The 15,487-nt window shown below is 62.5% G+C and carries 14 protein-coding genes; 11 read left to right on the top strand and 3 right to left on the bottom strand.

Annotation, left to right across the window (positions count from 1 at the left end):
* Positions 1–48: 48 nt before the first annotated feature.
* Together ACNAOV_RS04610 and ACNAOV_RS04605 are read right to left on the bottom strand one after the other, a co-directional pair.
* Positions 49–1,326, bottom strand: a complete 1,278-nt coding sequence (locus ACNAOV_RS04610; protein WP_416516787.1) for an MFS transporter — start codon at positions 1,324–1,326, stop codon at positions 49–51.
* Positions 1,323–2,009 carry a TetR/AcrR family transcriptional regulator gene (locus ACNAOV_RS04605; protein WP_416516786.1) on the bottom strand — a complete coding sequence of 229 codons (687 nt, stop codon included), beginning with the start codon at positions 2,007–2,009 and terminating at the stop codon, positions 1,323–1,325. The genes ACNAOV_RS04610 and ACNAOV_RS04605 overlap by 4 nt, the downstream gene beginning before the upstream one ends.
* Positions 2,010–2,327: 318 nt before the next feature.
* On the opposite strand from ACNAOV_RS04605, the gene rpsD reads away from it, so the two are divergent.
* From rpsD to mltG, 7 genes are all read left to right on the top strand, one after another.
* Positions 2,328–2,954 (top strand): 30S ribosomal protein S4, encoded by a 627-nt coding sequence (gene rpsD / locus ACNAOV_RS04600; RefSeq protein ID WP_015021916.1) that lies wholly within the window; start codon positions 2,328–2,330, stop codon positions 2,952–2,954.
* A 93-nt stretch (positions 2,955–3,047) separates the two neighbouring features.
* Positions 3,048–3,716, top strand: a complete 669-nt coding sequence (locus tag ACNAOV_RS04595) for a histidine phosphatase family protein (RefSeq protein WP_416516785.1) — start codon at positions 3,048–3,050, stop codon at positions 3,714–3,716.
* A 92-nt stretch (positions 3,717–3,808) separates the two neighbouring features.
* Positions 3,809–4,240: a DUF948 domain-containing protein gene (locus ACNAOV_RS04590; RefSeq protein ID WP_416516784.1), complete on the top strand. Its 432-nt coding sequence runs from the start codon at positions 3,809–3,811 to the stop codon at positions 4,238–4,240.
* Positions 4,240–4,479 carry a hypothetical protein gene (locus ACNAOV_RS04585; protein ID WP_416516783.1) on the top strand — a complete coding sequence of 80 codons (240 nt, stop codon included), beginning with the start codon at positions 4,240–4,242 and terminating at the stop codon, positions 4,477–4,479. Before ACNAOV_RS04590 ends, ACNAOV_RS04585 begins: the two co-directional genes overlap by 1 nt.
* A 166-nt stretch (positions 4,480–4,645) precedes the next feature.
* Positions 4,646–7,327, top strand: coding sequence for an alanine--tRNA ligase (gene alaS, locus ACNAOV_RS04580; protein WP_416516782.1), 2,682 nt, complete (start codon positions 4,646–4,648; stop codon positions 7,325–7,327).
* A 7-nt stretch (positions 7,328–7,334) separates the two neighbouring features.
* Positions 7,335–7,817: a Holliday junction resolvase RuvX gene (gene ruvX, locus ACNAOV_RS04575; RefSeq protein ID WP_339346455.1), complete on the top strand. Its 483-nt coding sequence runs from the start codon at positions 7,335–7,337 to the stop codon at positions 7,815–7,817.
* Positions 7,818–9,014: an endolytic transglycosylase MltG gene (mltG, locus tag ACNAOV_RS04570; protein ID WP_416516781.1), complete on the top strand. Its 1,197-nt coding sequence runs from the start codon at positions 7,818–7,820 to the stop codon at positions 9,012–9,014.
* Positions 9,015–9,044: 30 nt separating this feature from the next.
* Here mltG and ACNAOV_RS04565 read toward each other — a convergent pair whose 3' ends face one another.
* Complete coding sequence (locus tag ACNAOV_RS04565; protein WP_416516780.1) at positions 9,045–9,518, bottom strand: hypothetical protein; 474 nt, start codon at positions 9,516–9,518, stop codon at positions 9,045–9,047.
* Between the two features lie 62 nt (positions 9,519–9,580).
* Between ACNAOV_RS04565 and aroC the strand changes: the two genes are divergently transcribed.
* From aroC to ACNAOV_RS04545, 4 genes are read left to right on the top strand one after another with little or no spacing between them, the layout of a single operon-like run.
* The gene (gene aroC / locus ACNAOV_RS04560) at positions 9,581–10,774 is read left to right on the top strand and encodes a chorismate synthase (protein ID WP_416516779.1); all 1,194 of its coding nucleotides are present in this window, start codon (positions 9,581–9,583) and stop codon (positions 10,772–10,774) included.
* A gap of 13 nt (positions 10,775–10,787) precedes the next feature.
* Positions 10,788–12,419: a bifunctional shikimate kinase/3-dehydroquinate synthase gene (locus ACNAOV_RS04555; protein ID WP_416516778.1), complete on the top strand. Its 1,632-nt coding sequence runs from the start codon at positions 10,788–10,790 to the stop codon at positions 12,417–12,419.
* Positions 12,420–12,422: 3 nt separating this feature from the next.
* Positions 12,423–12,893 carry a type II 3-dehydroquinate dehydratase gene (aroQ, locus tag ACNAOV_RS04550; protein ID WP_416516777.1) on the top strand — a complete coding sequence of 157 codons (471 nt, stop codon included), beginning with the start codon at positions 12,423–12,425 and terminating at the stop codon, positions 12,891–12,893.
* The gene (locus ACNAOV_RS04545) at positions 12,890–15,433 is read left to right on the top strand and encodes an excinuclease ABC subunit UvrA (protein ID WP_416516776.1); all 2,544 of its coding nucleotides are present in this window, start codon (positions 12,890–12,892) and stop codon (positions 15,431–15,433) included. The genes aroQ and ACNAOV_RS04545 overlap by 4 nt, the downstream gene beginning before the upstream one ends.
* Positions 15,434–15,487: the final 54 nt, after the last annotated feature.

Here is a 15,487-nt window from a genome sequence, read left to right as displayed (position 1 = left end):
AGGAAGAAAAGCGCCGTGGTGGCATTTAATCAGTATCCATCTTGCCAGTCATTCGTCCGGTTTCATGGCCAGTCTGGCTATCAGACAGGTAAGCAGTGTCACTATGACCACTCCAGTGATAATCAGGGTCATGGGGCAGTGGTCGATCAGTGGGCCGAAGGCGGCCTGTCCCAGCGGAATCGCACACATGCATAGACTGTTGGTCAACCCTATCACCTTGCCTATCAGCATTGAAGGGGTATGAATCTGCTCATATGACAGGGAAGTGATGTTGACCGTCTGCACCATTCCCGCAGCCAGAGCCATGCACCCGGTTACCAGGGCGAAGAGGGCATATGTAGGCAAATGCAAAAGCAGTCCTGCCGCAATGGGCAGGAGAACCAGGGCGCTGCCCGAGAGCAGTATGGGTATCCGTTGCAGATAGAACCAGTCTGGACGGATGGACACCAAGATGGCTCCAAGCAGGCTCCCACTGGCCAGTATTCCTTCGGCCAGCCCCTGCATGGCATTGCTCAGACCCAGCGTGCGAGTGATCATGTATGGCAGGGCCACGTTGATGTAGGAGGCAAAGATCAGGTTGGCCGCCAGGCTGAGTCCTATGACCACTTTGAGGTTGCCATGTCTGACCAAAAATTGTGCAGCGGCTTTGGTGTCCTCGACCAGGTGGCTCACCAGCGCTCTTGGGCCTTGTGAGGGGCCCTGCGCTGGTTCGGGAATCCTGACGGCGATTCTGATCCAGACGGCAGAAAGAAGACAGACCAAGGCGGCGACCCCGACCACTTGCATGATTCCGAAGAATCCCATGACCATGCCGGCCAATACTGGTCCGATCATTCCTACCAGGGAGATCGCCTGGGAAACCAGGGCTGATGCACGGGTCAGGTCTTTTCTGTCCACCAGATAGTGAAGGGCTGCCTGCACCGTTGGGCTGTAACAGGCTCTGTAGGCATTAAACAGCATCATGCAGGCCACGGTCAAAAAAACCGGGTCAACCTTGCGGCTTATCAGGATGTACAAGAAGGCGGTCAATGCCGACAGAATGTCCAGAACCGCCATGGTGGACTGCTTGTGCAGCCGGTCGGCCAGAGCTCCGCCCAGAGGGGTCAGGAGTATGGATGGAAGGACTGCCAGAGCGGAGGCCATGCCATAGAGGGATGCCGATCCTGAAATATTGAGCAGATGAAGCGGCAGGGCGAAGACCAAGCATGTTTGCCCCAGATTGGAGAGAATCTCAGTCGTCAGAAGAGCAATGAAGGGCGGAGTCAGCAGCCCCCTGCCCTTGGAGCGGCCCCTACTTGAGGCTTGGTCGTGAGCGGGCGGGTTCATATCGCGACTTCGCTTTCGGTCTTTTCCTTCTTGTTGCCCTTGGTGTCGGTGCCGAAGGAGGCCAATAGGTCGGAGAATCCCTGATCTTGCAGGGGGATGCCCAAGCCTTGCATGATCGAGAAGAAACAAGCGGCTCTGGTGCGCAGTTCTGCCTGCGTGCCCCGGCGAAAGAAGGGCAGCAGCCACATGTTGGCCAGTAGGCGGAGGATCTCTGCGGCTTGTTCGACGTGTTCCACATGTAGTGAGCCGTCCTGGTTGCCCTCTTCCAAGAGGTCGACAAAGTCGTCCCGCTCGTCCACCACGGCGGTGAATTCCATGCCGATCATCTTGGGATTGGCTTTTGGGTTGAATTTGCGGAACATCAGATCCGCGGCCTCCAGTCTCTTTCGCGCTCGCTCAGGGGAGAAGAGCGACTGCAGCTGCTCCAAAGCCGTGCCTTGCTTCGACCGGGTTTGGGCTTTGCCGGACGTCTCGCTCATGGTGTTCATCAACCTATTGGCCACGGCGTCGAAGAGATCTTCCTTGGACTGGAAGTGATGGTAGACGGCTCCCTTGCTCAAGCCTGCTGTCGCATTGATGATGTCCTGCATGCTTGTTTTGTCGTAGCCCTGGCTGGTGAAGAGCTCAGTGGCGGCTTTTATGATCCGCTCCTGCGTCAGCTCGGGGTGTGCGTTGCGGGCCATGGTTGTCTTCCTTTCAGGTCGCTGAGTTGAATCGTCATTGATCGGTTGGGGGAGTCTTCATGCCGTGGATCAATTACATACCGACCGTTGGTATGAATATATCACAACATTGGCTCTGCCGTCGGTCGCGCTCATGTGGTTTAATAAACACTTGGTTTGCGCATTTGTGCGCGGACCTATCTGGAGTCTCAGCCCATCAATGGGTCGGCGGCCGCAAGGTCGTTCGTGCTTGGCACGGTGAAGCATTGGAGAGGCCTGACTCGACGGTTTCGGCCGTCTTCGTTCAGATAACGACAGAAGCAAGTAAGGATTGCATCAATGACTAACATTCAGCGTGCGCGTCGCCAGGTCCGCCTGTCCCGCGCTCTGGGCATCGCCCTGACTCCCAAGGCCCAGCGCCTGTTCGAGAAGCGCCCTTATGGCCCCGGCGAGCACGGCCGCAGCCGCCGTCGCACCGAGTCCGACTACGCCGTCCGTCTGCGTGAGAAGCAGAGGCTGCGCGCCCAGTACGGCGTTTCCGAGAAGCAGCTGCGTGCCGCCTATGAGCGGGGCACCCACGAGTCCGGCCAGACCGGTGCCGCCATGCTTCGCGAGCTGGAGTGCCGCTTGGACAACCTGGTCCTGCGCGCCGGCATCGCCCGTACAACCGCCCAGGCCCGTCAGTACGTGGTTCACCGCCACATCCTGGTCGACGGTAACATCGTGGACCGTCCCTCCTACAGGGTCAAGCCCGGCCAGACCATTCAGGTCAAGCCCAAGAGCCAGACCATGGTGCCCTTCCAGATCGCTGCTGAAGGTGTCCACCGGGATGTGCTGCCCGCAGTCCCCGGCTACCTGGACGTGGACCTGGCCTCACTGAAGGCCAGCCTGGTCCGCAAGCCCGAGCCGGAGGAGATTCCGGTTCAGATCAACATCCAGTACGTGGTCGAGTTCTACGCTCGCTGAGCACTAGGAACTTTGGGGCCCCGGTTCGTCCGGGGCCCTTTGCATGTCAGGATTTGCCGCCCCTGCTGGGGTAATGGGTGCGATAATAGGGGCATGTTGCTCCATCTGTATGCCGTCCGCCATGGGCAGACCTATTTCAATCGCTACAACCGTCTCCAGGGCTGGTCCAACTCGCCCTTGACTTCATCGGGGCTGGAGGATGCCGACCGTGCAGGTCGTAAATTAAGCAAGGTGAGTTTCGCGGCCGCATACTGCTCGGACACCACCCGGGCCCAGGAGACAGTCCGCAGGATCCTGGCCCAGAACCAGTCTGAGAACAAGCCTGAACCGGTCAGCGACAGCCACTTCCGCGAGCAGTTCTACGGCTACTTCGAGGGGCAGGACATGGCCATGGCCTGGTGGGCTGCAGGCGCGCCCCATGGAGCAGGCACCTACCAGCAGATTGTGGACCATTTCGGTCTGTCCGCCACCAGGGACTTCCTCAAGGAGGCCGACCCATTTGGCGATGCCGAGTCCGACAGCGAGTACTGGACGCGCATTGCCGGCGGATTTGCCCTGATTGCAGCCGACCAACACCTGAGGAATGACGACCGCGTCCTGCTGATCTCGCACGGCAACACCCTGCTCAGTCTGGTCAACCGTTTCGGCGGCGGTCGGTACGACACCAGCAGCCGTCCGAGCAACGGAAGCGTCACCATATTCGACTTCGATACGGAGGCCCCTTTTGAGCGCGCCCTGCAGGTTCGGTCCTTCAATCAATGAACCGGCTTCAACAGGCCGGTCATGGCCTGGACTGATAGACAGCGCGTGCTAGCGTTGTCCCCAGTATCGTACCAATGGAAGAGAGGTAGCAGATGGACGTAGGACAGATTGCCGGCCTGATAGCGGCCATTGCCTTCGCTATCCTGGCGGGGTTTCTGATCTATCCCCTGATTCGTCTGGGGAAGCTCTTCGATCAGCTGGCGCAGACCATCAAGCAGGCGGGCGACCATGTCGTGCCTACCTTGGACGAGTCTGCCAGCACGGTCACCCAGCTCAACCAGACCCTGACCGACGTCAATCGCATCTCCGCAGCGGCCTCGACCACAGCAGGTAACGTCGGCGCCCTGACCGATCTGTATGGATCGATGCTGGGCAAGCCGGTCATCAAAGTGGCAGCCTTCCTCTATGCCCTGCGCAAGACGATCTCGTCATTCCTTTCAGGAGGTCGCGACAGCGCCGAATCCAAACCCTCCACAGCAAAAAAGGCCGATGACGGCCAAGGGAACGAGGGGAGGACCCGCTGATGTTCAAACGGATCTTCTGGATGGGTCTGGGCGTCACGGCAGGCGTGGTCCTGGTGACCAAGGCCGAGGCCTATGTGAGGGCCAATACCCCCAAGCGTGCGAGGGAATTCGTGCTGGGCGAGGACCAGGATCAGGTGGCCTCACGGACCCTGTCCGGTCTGGTGCGCGATTTCACCCAGACAATGCACCAGCGGCAGGACGAGCTGAACCGCCGCTATTTGGACCGCTTCCAGGGCTGAGCCCGGGGCGGACAGGCCAGGACAGATGCGTCTGGCCGGTGTAAAATCACCATATTCAGCTATCAGTCCGGAGTGCGGGCGCCCTGTTCGCACCCCGGACAACCGAGTCATTTGGACAACCCGTAATCCAGTCGGCGTTCACCGGGTCTGAAGGAGCAGAAGCAGTATGCGCACATCGGAAATCGCCAAGCGTTTCCTCGATTATTTCCAGGACAAGGATCATCTGGTGGTTCCCTCCGCCTCCCTGATCTCGCCCAATCCCACCACGCTCTTCACCATCGCCGGCATGGTCCCATTCATCCCCTACCTGCTGGGGGAGCAGACCCCGCCCAAGAGCCGGATGGCCAGCAACCAGAAGTGCGTGCGCACCCTGGACATCGACGAGGTGGGCAAGACCACCCGTCACGGCACCTTCTTCCAGATGCTGGGCAACTTCTCCTTCGGGGACTACTTCAAGGAGGAGGCCATCCACTATGCCTGGGACCTGCTGACCAAGCCCCAGGACCAGGGCGGCTACGGCTTCGATCCCGAAACGATCTGGGTGACCACCTACACCGACGATGACGAGGCCCGCTCCCTGTGGAAGAACGAGGGCTTCGACCCCGAGCATATGGAAATCCTGGGCATGGAGGACAACTTCTGGACCACCGGCGGTCCTGGCCCCGGCGGCCCCTGCTCCGAGATCTACGTGGATCGCGGCCCTGCCTACGGCAAGGAGGGTGGTCCCTCGGCCGACGAGAACCGGTACATCGAGATCTGGGATCTGGTCTTCGAGAACTACGAGGTGGACAATGTCCGCTCCAAGACCGACCTGCACATCGTGGGCGAGCTGGAGCACAAGAACATCGACACCGGCGCCGGACTGGAGCGCCTGGCCTACCTGCTCCAAGGCAAGCAGAACATCTATGAAACCGACGAGGTGTATCCCGTCATCCAGGCGGCCGAGGGTCTGTCTGGCCGGCACTACGGCGACGATGCCCAGGATGACGTGCGCTTCCGTGTGGTGGCCGACCACGTCCGCTCGGCCCTGATGATCATGAGTGACGGCGTCCGCCCCAGCAACGTCGGTCGCGGCTACGTGCTGCGCCGTCTGCTGCGCCGGACCATCCGTTCCATGAAGATGCTGGGCGTGGACCAGGAGGTTCTGCCCCAGCTCTTCCCGGTTTCCAAGGATGCCATGGCTCCCAGCTACCCAGAGCTGAACGACACCTTCTCTGATGTTGCCGAAGCTGCCTATGGTGAGGAGCTGGCCTTTCGCCGGACCCTGGACAAGGGAACCACCATCCTGGACACGGCCGTCAAGAAGGCCAAAAAAGGCAAGGGCGATCCCGAGGTCTCCGGCAAGGATGCCTTCACCTTGCATGACACTTATGGGTTCCCCATCGAACTGACCCTGGAGATGGCCGCCGAGCAGGGCGTCAAGGTGGATCAGGCCGAGTTCCGGAAGCTCATGAATGAGCAGAAGTCCAGGGCCCGCGCCGATGCCATGAAGAAACGGCACAACGTGGATCTGAGCGTCTACGACGATATGCGCAAGAGCCTGGACGAGCCTCAGGTCTTTCTGGGCTACACCGACTTCTCCAGTCGTTCGACCGTCCTGGGCATCATCCAGGAGGGCAAGGGAGCGGTTCCGGCCGTCAAGGCACCTGCCCAGGTTGAGGTGATTCTGGACCGCACGCCCTTCTACGCCGAGGCCGGTGGTCAGCTGGCCGATCAGGGGGAGATACTGACCGATGATGGTGCCGTCCTGGAGGTGGATGACGTGCAGAAGCCCATCAAGGGGCTGACCATCCACCGCTGCCGGCTGACCGAGGGAACGCTGACCCTGCAGGCCAAGGTCACGGCCACCATCGACAGAAACCGGCGCGGGGCCATCGCCCGCTCGCACACCGCCACGCACATGGTCCACAAGGCCCTGCGTGAGGAGCTGGGTCCCCAGGCTACGCAGCGCGGTTCCGAGGATGCGCCCAACAGGCTGCGCTTCGACTTCCAGTGGTCACAGGCCCCCAGCCGACAGGCCATGGATGCGGTGGAATCCCGTGTCAATGACCGCCTACGCGACAACCTTGCCGTGACCGCACAGGAGATGAAGTACGACGACGCTATCGCCCTGGGTGCCATGCACCTGTTCGGGGAGAAGTACGGCGATGTGGTCCGTGTGGTCTCCATTGGCGAGGACGGCTGGAGCCGGGAGCTGTGCGGTGGAACCCACGTGGATCACGTGGGCAAGATCGGTGCGGTCTCCATCATGTCCGAGGCTTCGGTAGGCACTGGCGTTCGTCGTGTTGATGCCGTGGTGGGCCAGGGAGCCTACGAGTACAACGCCCGTGAGCACGCACTGGTCTCCCAGCTCTCCGACAAACTCAATGCCCGCCCTGACGAGCTCGAGTCCAGGATCTCGGCCCTGCTGGCCAAGCTCAAGGAGTCCGACCGCCGACTGGCGGCCACTTATGAGAGGCAGATGGCGCAGGCTGTGCCCGAGCTGGCCAACCAGGCGCTGCATGCCCCGGGTGAGGTCAAGGTTGCATCCCGGAATATGGGACATTTCGGCTCGGTCGATGCCCTGCGCAAGGCGGTGACCGACACCAGGGCCCGCATGGGCGATGAATACCCGGTAGTGGTTGCTCTGGCCGGTGTCAGCGAGGACGACAAGCCAGTCATCTTCGTAGCCACCAACCAGGCGGCCCGTGACCGCGGTCTCAGGGCCGGCGACTTGGTCAGGACGGCCTCCAAGGTCCTGGGAGGCGGCGGCGGTGGAAAGCCTGACTTCGCCCAGGGCGGCGGACAGGATGCTTCGGCCATCGATCGGGCCTTGAGAGACCTGAGTGATCAGGTTCAAGAAGGCTGAGTTCCTCGTGGGATCACAGACAGCCGTGTGGTTGGGGGTGGATCTTGGTGAAGCCAGGGTGGGTCTGGCCCTGTCGGACCCGGAGCTGACCCTGGCCTTTCCCGCTGGCAACATCAGGGTTCAGGGCGACTACTTTCAGGCCCTGGACCAGGTGGAAGACCTGATTATGGATAAATGTGTGTCCAAGGTCGTAGTCGGACACCCCCTGCTGCTGAGCGGCCAGGCTGGTCGCAGCGCCAAAAAGGCGGCCCGCTGGGTGCGCGCCCTGACCGGACGCCTGCAGGAGGCTGCACAAGATTCCGGCGTTGCCCCTGCGCAGCTGCCCAGTGTAGTATTGCGAGACGAACGACTGACGACCGTCAGCGCCCATCGTCAGCTCTACGATGCCCGCGTGGACGGGCGAAGACATCGTCCCGTGGTCGATCAGCAGTCCGCTGTTGTGCTGTTGCAGTCGGCCCTTGACGACCAACGTGCCGACAAGGAGTGCTAATTGGCCGACGACATGCAGGAATTCTTCCAGGACAAGGTCCAGTGGGTTGCCGATGGGCAGACCCCGGTTTCCGCCATGCCGCCGCGTCCTCCTCGTTCGCGTCGTGAGATGCGTCGTCGGCGGGAAAGGCGTAAGCATCGCAAGCAGATCATGATTGTCATCATCGCCCTGGCTGTTGTGCTGGCCACCTCCTGCGTGGTGATTCTGGTAGGCGGGCTGCGCCACGGCGCCCCAAGGATCGTAGCCACCAAGGAGGTAGCTCCCGACTATCCAGGCCCTGGCGGTCAGCCCTTGGAGTTTACGGTTGAGAGCGGCCAGGGGGCTGATCAGGTGGGTGCCAATCTGGTCAAAGCCGGGGTGGTCAAGTCCACGGCTGCCTTCCTGCATGCCATCACCAGCACCCAGTCCGAATCCAGGCTCCTACCCGGCACCTTCGATCTGCGTCTGCGGATGAAGGCCTCGGATGTTGTGGCCATCTTGACCGACCGGAACAAGGCCGGAGGCTTCCTGCAGGTGAGGGCCGGTGAGCGGGTCCGCGATGTGGTTGCCCGGGCCGCCCAGCTTTCCGGGGTTCCGCAGAGCGAATTCGACGCTCTGATCCAGGCCAAGGGCGAGGACATCCTGCCCCAGGAGGCGCAGGGCAACTTTGAGGGTTGGTTGCAGCCTGGCGAGTACGACGTGCGCAAGGCCGGGTCGGCCAAGGTCATCCTGGGCAACCTGGTCTCCAAGCGGATTGAGCACCTGGACCAGTTGGGCGTTCCCGGAGGTCAGGATCGGCAGACCATACTCAACACGGCCTCCATCACCGAGGCCGAGGTCAACAAGTCGGAATACTACAGCAAGGTGGCCAGGGTCATCGAAAACCGATTGGCCAAGGGAATGCCCCTGGGCATGGACAGCACCGTGGCCTACTCCAACAATGTCTCGGCCTTGAAGCTTACCGACGCCATGCTGAAGAATGCCAACGACCCCTACAACACCAGGATCCACCAGGGTCTGCCACCAGGCCCCATCGGTAGCCCTGGGGACGAGGCCATCCAGGCGGTCATGCACCCTGAGTCGGGCGACTGGCTCTATTTCGTGACCGTCAACATGGACACGGGAGAGACCAGGTTCAGCGACAACCCTGATCAGTTCAACCGCGATGTCAAGGAGTACAAGGCCTGGGAGTCCCAGCACAACCAGCAGAGCAACTAGTGCTTTGTCCCTGGAACTCAGTTGCCGGTCCTAGATGGCATCAATGATCAGGGTCACCACCGCTGCGACGAGGATGACCGGGACGTAGGCCAGTGAGAGAGGATTGTTCGTTCTGTCGGGTCTACGTCGGCGAGCCAACCAGACCAGAGCGAGTGCAACCAGTCCCAGCAGGCCCATCATCAGCCACCAGATGAGGATGGCTGTCCACCCCAGAACTGATAGACTCAGCGCGACCAGACCCGTAGCGGTCACGTCGCCCAGTCCCAGCGCGCCGGGTCGGACCAGGGCCAGCAGAAGTTGAAGGCCTGCAGAGGCCAAAGTCAACAGGAGGCCCTGCGCGAGTAGTATCGGCCGGGCCTGGATCAGAGAAAAGACCAACAGCGTTATGGTCTGCAACGCCAGTCCCAAGAGCACCAAAAGACGTGGGACTCGCCGGGAGCGGATGTCGATCAGGGCCAGGAGGAGCGCGGTCAGCAGTCCCGGCGCTGGGATGAGGTAGACCATCTTCTAAGATAATCATACGTAGCCCTAACCTGGCAAACGAGGAACGAACGAGGAGCTTGAATATGTTGCGCTGGCAGACGGCAGGGGAATCCCATGGAGAGGCCCTGGTGGCCATGATGGAGGGTCTGCCCGCCGGGGTTGCCGTGTCCACCAAGGACATCGAATCGGCCCTGGCCCGTCGTCGGCTGGGCTACGGCCGTGGGGCCAGAATGGGCTTTGAACAGGACAAGGTTCGGCTGTTGACCGGAGTCAGGCATGGACGGACGCTAGGTTCACCGGTGGCCATCGAGATAGGCAATACGGAGTGGTCCAAGTGGGAGCAGGTCATGAGCGTGGACGAATTGCCTGCCGATCAGGAGCCCCCGGCGACCGGTCGCAACGCCCCACTGACCAGGCCCAGGCCCGGTCACGCCGATCTGACCGGCATGCGCAAGTACGGGTTTACGGATGCGCGTCCGGTCCTTGAACGCTCCTCAGCCAGGGAGACCGCCTCCCGGGTGGCCCTGGGATCGGTGGCCGCCGACTTCCTGCAGCAGGCCCTGGGCATACGGACCGTTTCCCACGTCATCTCCATAGCCGGGGTCGGCCTGGAGGGGCATGAGGTCACGCCCGGCCCTGAGGACGGACCCGCCTTGGACGCCTCGCCGGTCAGGACCTTGGACAAGGACGCCGAGAAGCGGATGATGGACAGAATCGACCAGATCAAGAAGGACGGCGACACCGCGGGCGGGGTCTTCGAGGTCATCGCCTATGGCGTGCCTGCAGGACTGGGCACCTATGTCGAGGACGACCGACGTCTGGATGCGGCCCTGGCCAGTGCCTTTATGAGCATTCAGGCCATCAAAGGCGTGGAGATCGGCGATGGATTCAGCGAGGCTGATCGCCCCGGATCACAGGCCCACGACGAGATGGAGCCGGGTCCGGACGGCACCATCCGCAGGCTCAGCAACCATGCAGGCGGTCTGGAGGGCGGCACCTCCAACGGTCAGCCCATCAGGGTGAGGGCCGCCATGAAGCCCATCTCTTCGGTTCCTCGGGCCCTGCGCACGGTGGATGTGGCCACAGGTCAGCCTGCGCAGGCCATCCATCAGCGTTCCGACGTGACCGCCGTGCCTGCCGCAGCAGTGATTGGCGAAGCCATGATGAACCTGACCTTGGCGCGATTCGCCATGGAAAAGTTCGGCGGAGACTCACTCGAGGAGGTTCGGCGCAACGCCCAGGCCTACCTGCAGTCCTGGCCCGAGCATCTGCGGTGAGGGGCGGAATCGCATGATTGAAAGCAGCAGCATGCCCAAGGCCATCGTCATCGGCATGCCCGGTGCGGGCAAAACCCGTCTGGGCAAGGAGACGGCCGCCCTGATCAAGGCGCCCTTCCGGGATACGGACCAGTGCATCGAGGAAGAGGCAGGCCAATCGGTCAGCGAGATCTTCGACACTCAAGGCGAGCAGGCTTTCCGTGACATGGAGACACGGGCGGTCCTGGACCTTTTGAAGGACTTTCCCGGCGGCATCCTCTCCCTGGGGGGAGGGGCTCCCATGAGCACCGGGGTCTTCCAGGCGCTGCAGGATTATCGGCGGGCAGGCGGTGCTGTGGTCTACCTGCAGATCGACCCCGAGGAAGGGGTCAGCCGGGCGGCTCGGTCGGATCATCGCCCCCTTCTTCGAGGGGGCGCATCGGAACGCTGGATGGCCCTCTACCGCGAGCGTCGCAGCGTCTACCAGGAGCTGGCCACCATCACCCTCAAATCCAGGAACACCACCCCTCGCGCTCTGGCTCGACGGCTGGCCGATGCATTGACTGAGCGTGTGGTTCACGTCAGCGGTCCCGACCCCTACGATGTGAGAATCGGCGCAGGGGTGACCGGGCGACTGCATGAGTTGCTTGGCGATCAGACGATGAGGGTCGCCCTGATTCACACCCAGCCGGTCCAACGCCATTCCGACCATGCCCGGGCCCTGCTTCGCCAGGCCGGGTATCAGGTGGTGGATCTGACCATTCCGGATGCGGAGGCCGGCAAGACCATCCAGGTCAGCCAAGGAATCTGGGAGCGCCTGGCTACCGAGGGCTTCACCCGTTCCGACGCGGTTGTGGGACTGGGCGGGGGAGCGGCCACAGACCAAGCCGGGTTCATCGCCGCCACTTGGATGCGGGGCATCCGCTATGTGAATTGCCCCACCTCCCTGCTGGCCATGGTAGACGCCTCCACCGGAGGAAAAACCGGTATCAACCTGGAGCAGGGCAAGAATCTGGTCGGCAGCTTCTATACCCCTGCTGGCGTCCTGGCTGATCTGCGGACCCTGCGGACCCTGCCCAATGAGATCTTTGTAGAGGGACTGGGCGAGGTGGCCAAGTCCGGTTTCATCATGGACGGCGGCATCCTGCGTGAGCTGGAGGAGCGCGCCGAGTCCCTTCGCTCCTTCGACGGACAGGAGTCTGACCAGTGGCTGGGAACGGTGGTTCAGGATCTGATCGAACGCACCGTCGAGGTCAAGGCCCGGCATGTCTCGGTGGACCTCAAGGAGTCCGGCCTGCGGGAGTTTCTCAACTATGGGCACACCCTGGGCCACGCCATCGAGAAAATCGAACATTTCACCTGGCGGCATGGTCAGGCCGTGTCTGTGGGCATGATCTTTGCAGCCGAGCTGGCCAGGATCACGGGCCATCTGGATCAGGAGGCGGTCGACTACCACCGGCGGCTTCTTTCCTCCTTGGGCCTGCGAACCTGGTGGAATGGCGGGGACTTCGACCAGGTGCTCGCCCTCATGCATCGGGACAAAAAGGCCCGTGGCAACAAGTTGCGGTTTATCATTCTTGATGGTTTGGGCAAACCCACCCACCTGGACGACCCGCCGGTCTCGGCGCTCAAGGAGGCCTTCCAGGCCATACGCAAGGAGGAATGACAGATGGCGGATGCCGAAAAGGGCAGGCAGACGGTGCTGGTGGTCAACGGACCCAACCTGGGTCGGCTGGGTGTGCGTGACCCTGATGTCTACGGTCGTCAGGATCTGGCGACGCTGACCCGTGACTGCGAAGACTGGGGTCAGCAGCTGGGTTTGGATGTTCAGGTTTTGCAATCGGACGACGAAGGCCAGGTCATCGGTTGGATGCATCAGGCCGTGGACCAGGGCAGCGCAGTGGTGCTCAACCCCGCCGCCTTCACCCACTACAGCTACGGACTTGCCGATGCCGCCGTCCAGGTCACCCAGGCAGGGCTGCCGCTGATGGAGGTCCATATCTCCAATCCCTCGTCCAGAGAGGCCTTCCGTCGGCGCAGTGTCATTTCGCCAGTGGCCACCGGAACCATCACCGGCATGGGTTTCTACGGCTACCGGCTGGCCCTGGAGGCTGTGGCCCACCTGCTGGAGACCGCATGAGCGAGGGCGGGGAGACCGGCAGGAAACTCCCCGCACCGCCCAAGGCCATCCTTGTCCGCGGCGCCAGGGTCCACAACCTGCGCGACCTGGATGTCGACATTCCTTTGAATCGCCTGGTGGGCATCGCCGGGGTCTCGGGCTCCGGCAAGTCCTCCCTGGCTCTGGGGGTCCTCTATGCCGAGGGTTCCCGCCGCTACCTGGAATCCCTGTCCACCTACACCAGGAGGCGGATGACCCAGGCCCAGCGCCCCCAGGTTGACTCGGTGCGTTTCCTGCCGCCGGCTTTGGCTCTGCGTCAACGGCCCGGAGTTGGTGGCATGCGTTCCACCTTCGGCACCGCCACCGAACTGCTCAACGTGCTCAGGCTGATGTTCTCCCGGCTGTCCAGCCATGTCTGCCCCAATGGCCATCGCCAGGAGCCCACCCTGGCAGTGGCGGCTGAGATGCCCATCACCTGCCCGGTCTGTGGCGCTAAAGTGGAGCCTCCCAGCGCCGAGGAGCTGGCCTTCAACTCTCTTGGGGCCTGCCCCACCTGCCAGGGGACCGGGACCGTGCGCGAGGTGGACGATGCCACCTTGGTTCCCGACGACAGCCTGACCATCGACCAGGGGGCCGTCGTGCCCTGGCGGACCTTCGGCTTCAACGTCCAGCCCGACATCGTGCGTGAGTTCGGAGTCCGCACCGACGTGCCCTGGCGGGATCTGACCGATCGGGAGCGGAAGATCGTCTTCGAGGGGCCGGCCGAGAAGAAGCACATCACCATTACTTCAATCAAGGGTGTCCACGAGCTGGACTTCACCTTCCGCAACGCACGGCTGACCGTGACCGAGGAGCTCAAGAGGGCCAACGACGACAAGCGCCTGGCCAAGGTGGCCAAGTTCCTTACCGAACGGACCTGCCCGGACTGCAAGGGCACCCGGCTCAACAAGCGGGCGCGTATGCCCGAGATTAACGGTGACAACCTGGCCGAGGTCACCTCCTGGCCCCTGGATAAGGTGCTGGACTGGGGTCGGAAGCTGCCGCCCACGTTGCCCGAACCAATGCGGCCCATGGCTTTGGCCCTCTGCAAGACGCTGGACGAGATGGGCAGACGGTTGATCCAATTGGGACTGAGCTATCTGACCCTGGACCGTTCCAGCGCCTCCCTGTCCACAGGCGAGCGACAGCGGGCCCAACTGGCCAGGGCCGTGCGCAATGAGACCACAGGCGTGCTCTATGTGCTGGACGAGCCCTCGACAGGCCTGCATCCTGCCAACCTGGAGGGGCTGATAGGGGTCATGCGCGATCTGCTGGCCGACGGCAATTCGGTGGTTTTCGTAGACCACGACGTCAAGGTTCTGGAATCAGCCGATTATCTGATCGAAATGGGTCCCGGAGCTGGGGAGCGCGGCGGCAGGATTCTGTCCCAGGGTTCCCCTGAGCGGATCGCTGCAGCCCCGGACTCGCGCATCGCAGGTTTTCTGGATGGACGCGAGCCTGTACTGGTGCGCGATCGACATCCCATGCCTGCAGAGGATGAGTGGATCCGCATGCAGTCAGGACCCATTCACACGGTCCATCCTCTGGACCTGGCCATTCCTCGAGGGTGCATGACGGCAGTGACCGGCGTATCCGGATCCGGCAAGACCACCATGATCCTGGAGTCCCTGGTCCCGGCCCTGCAGGCCCGCATCCAGGGCGACCCCATGCCCAAGCATGTGCACAGTCTGGACCCGGCCGGCATCGACAGGGTTCGCCTGGTGGACTCCTCGCCCATTGGCATCAACGTGCGCTCCACGGTGGCCACCTACTCGGGGCTCATGGACCGGCTGCGCCGCCTCTTCGCGGCCACTGACCAGGCGAAAAGGGAGAAGCTGGGCATCTCGGCTTTCTCCTACAACACAGGATCGCTGCGCTGCCCCCAGTGCGACGGCACCGGCCAGATCAGCCTGGATGTGCAGTTCCTGCCGGACATCCCCATCACCTGCCCCAGTTGCCATGGTCGTCGATACCGTCCGGAGGCCGAGCACTACCGTCTGTCCACGCCGGCACACCCGGAGCCGATGAGCCTGCCCGATCTGCTGGCCATGGAGGTGGGCCGGGCCCTGGAGGTCTTCGCGCAGGGCCGCGAGTACACGGCCATCCGCCGAGGCCTGCAGACACTGAAGGACCTGGGCCTGGACTACCTGACCCTGGGGGAGGACACCCCCTCCCTGTCTGGCGGGGAGGCCCAGCGTCTGAAGCTGTCCAACGAGCTGGGCCGCAGGCAGAATGGCTCCATGTTCGTCCTGGACGAGCCCACCACCGGCCTGCATCCCTTGGATGTGCGCGTCCTGATCGGAGTGCTGGAGCGCCTGGTCAGCAAGGGGGCCACGGTGATTTTCATCGAGCACGATCTGGACATGATTGCCAACGCCGACCATGTGGTCGACATGGGCCCGGGCGGTGGCGATCGTGGCGGAAGAATCGTGGCCCAGGGTGACCCTGAATCAGTGGCCCGCAACCCGGATTCGGTGACCGGCCGCTACCTGGCCGACCACCTGCGTCTGAAGCGTGTCTGAATTCGTCCCTCCTCCTCGAGTGTTGGCAGCTTTCTGGTCGTTCCTGCCTGATAG

This window comes from Bifidobacterium asteroides (assembly GCF_048001765.1).
GTDB classification, from domain to species: domain Bacteria; phylum Actinomycetota; class Actinomycetes; order Actinomycetales; family Bifidobacteriaceae; genus Bombiscardovia; species Bombiscardovia asteroides_K.
The sequence above is the reverse complement of the archived record's forward strand: the minus strand, read 5'-3'. Positions and strand labels throughout refer to the sequence as shown.

Bases quoted from the DNA above. Each gene is read 5' to 3' on its own strand.
- ACNAOV_RS04590 (WP_416516784.1), top strand. From the start codon at position 3,809: ATGGACGTAGGACAGATTGCCGGCCTGATAGCGGCCATTGCCTTCGCT.
- rpsD (WP_015021916.1), top strand. From the start codon at position 2,328: ATGACTAACATTCAGCGTGCGCGTCGCCAGGTCCGCCTGTCCCGCGCT.
- aroC (WP_416516779.1), top strand. From the start codon at position 9,581: ATGTTGCGCTGGCAGACGGCAGGGGAATCCCATGGAGAGGCCCTGGTG.
- ACNAOV_RS04605 (WP_416516786.1), bottom strand. From the start codon at position 2,009: ATGGCCCGCAACGCACACCCCGAGCTGACGCAGGAGCGGATCATAAAA.
- ACNAOV_RS04585 (WP_416516783.1), top strand. From the start codon at position 4,240: ATGTTCAAACGGATCTTCTGGATGGGTCTGGGCGTCACGGCAGGCGTG.
- ACNAOV_RS04565 (WP_416516780.1), bottom strand. From the start codon at position 9,518: ATGGTCTACCTCATCCCAGCGCCGGGACTGCTGACCGCGCTCCTCCTG.
- ACNAOV_RS04610 (WP_416516787.1), bottom strand. From the start codon at position 1,326: ATGAACCCGCCCGCTCACGACCAAGCCTCAAGTAGGGGCCGCTCCAAG.
- ACNAOV_RS04545 (WP_416516776.1), top strand. From the start codon at position 12,890: ATGAGCGAGGGCGGGGAGACCGGCAGGAAACTCCCCGCACCGCCCAAG.
- ACNAOV_RS04555 (WP_416516778.1), top strand. From the start codon at position 10,788: ATGATTGAAAGCAGCAGCATGCCCAAGGCCATCGTCATCGGCATGCCC.
- ACNAOV_RS04595 (WP_416516785.1), top strand. From the start codon at position 3,048: ATGTTGCTCCATCTGTATGCCGTCCGCCATGGGCAGACCTATTTCAAT.
- aroQ (WP_416516777.1), top strand. From the start codon at position 12,423: ATGGCGGATGCCGAAAAGGGCAGGCAGACGGTGCTGGTGGTCAACGGA.
- alaS (WP_416516782.1), top strand. From the start codon at position 4,646: ATGCGCACATCGGAAATCGCCAAGCGTTTCCTCGATTATTTCCAGGAC.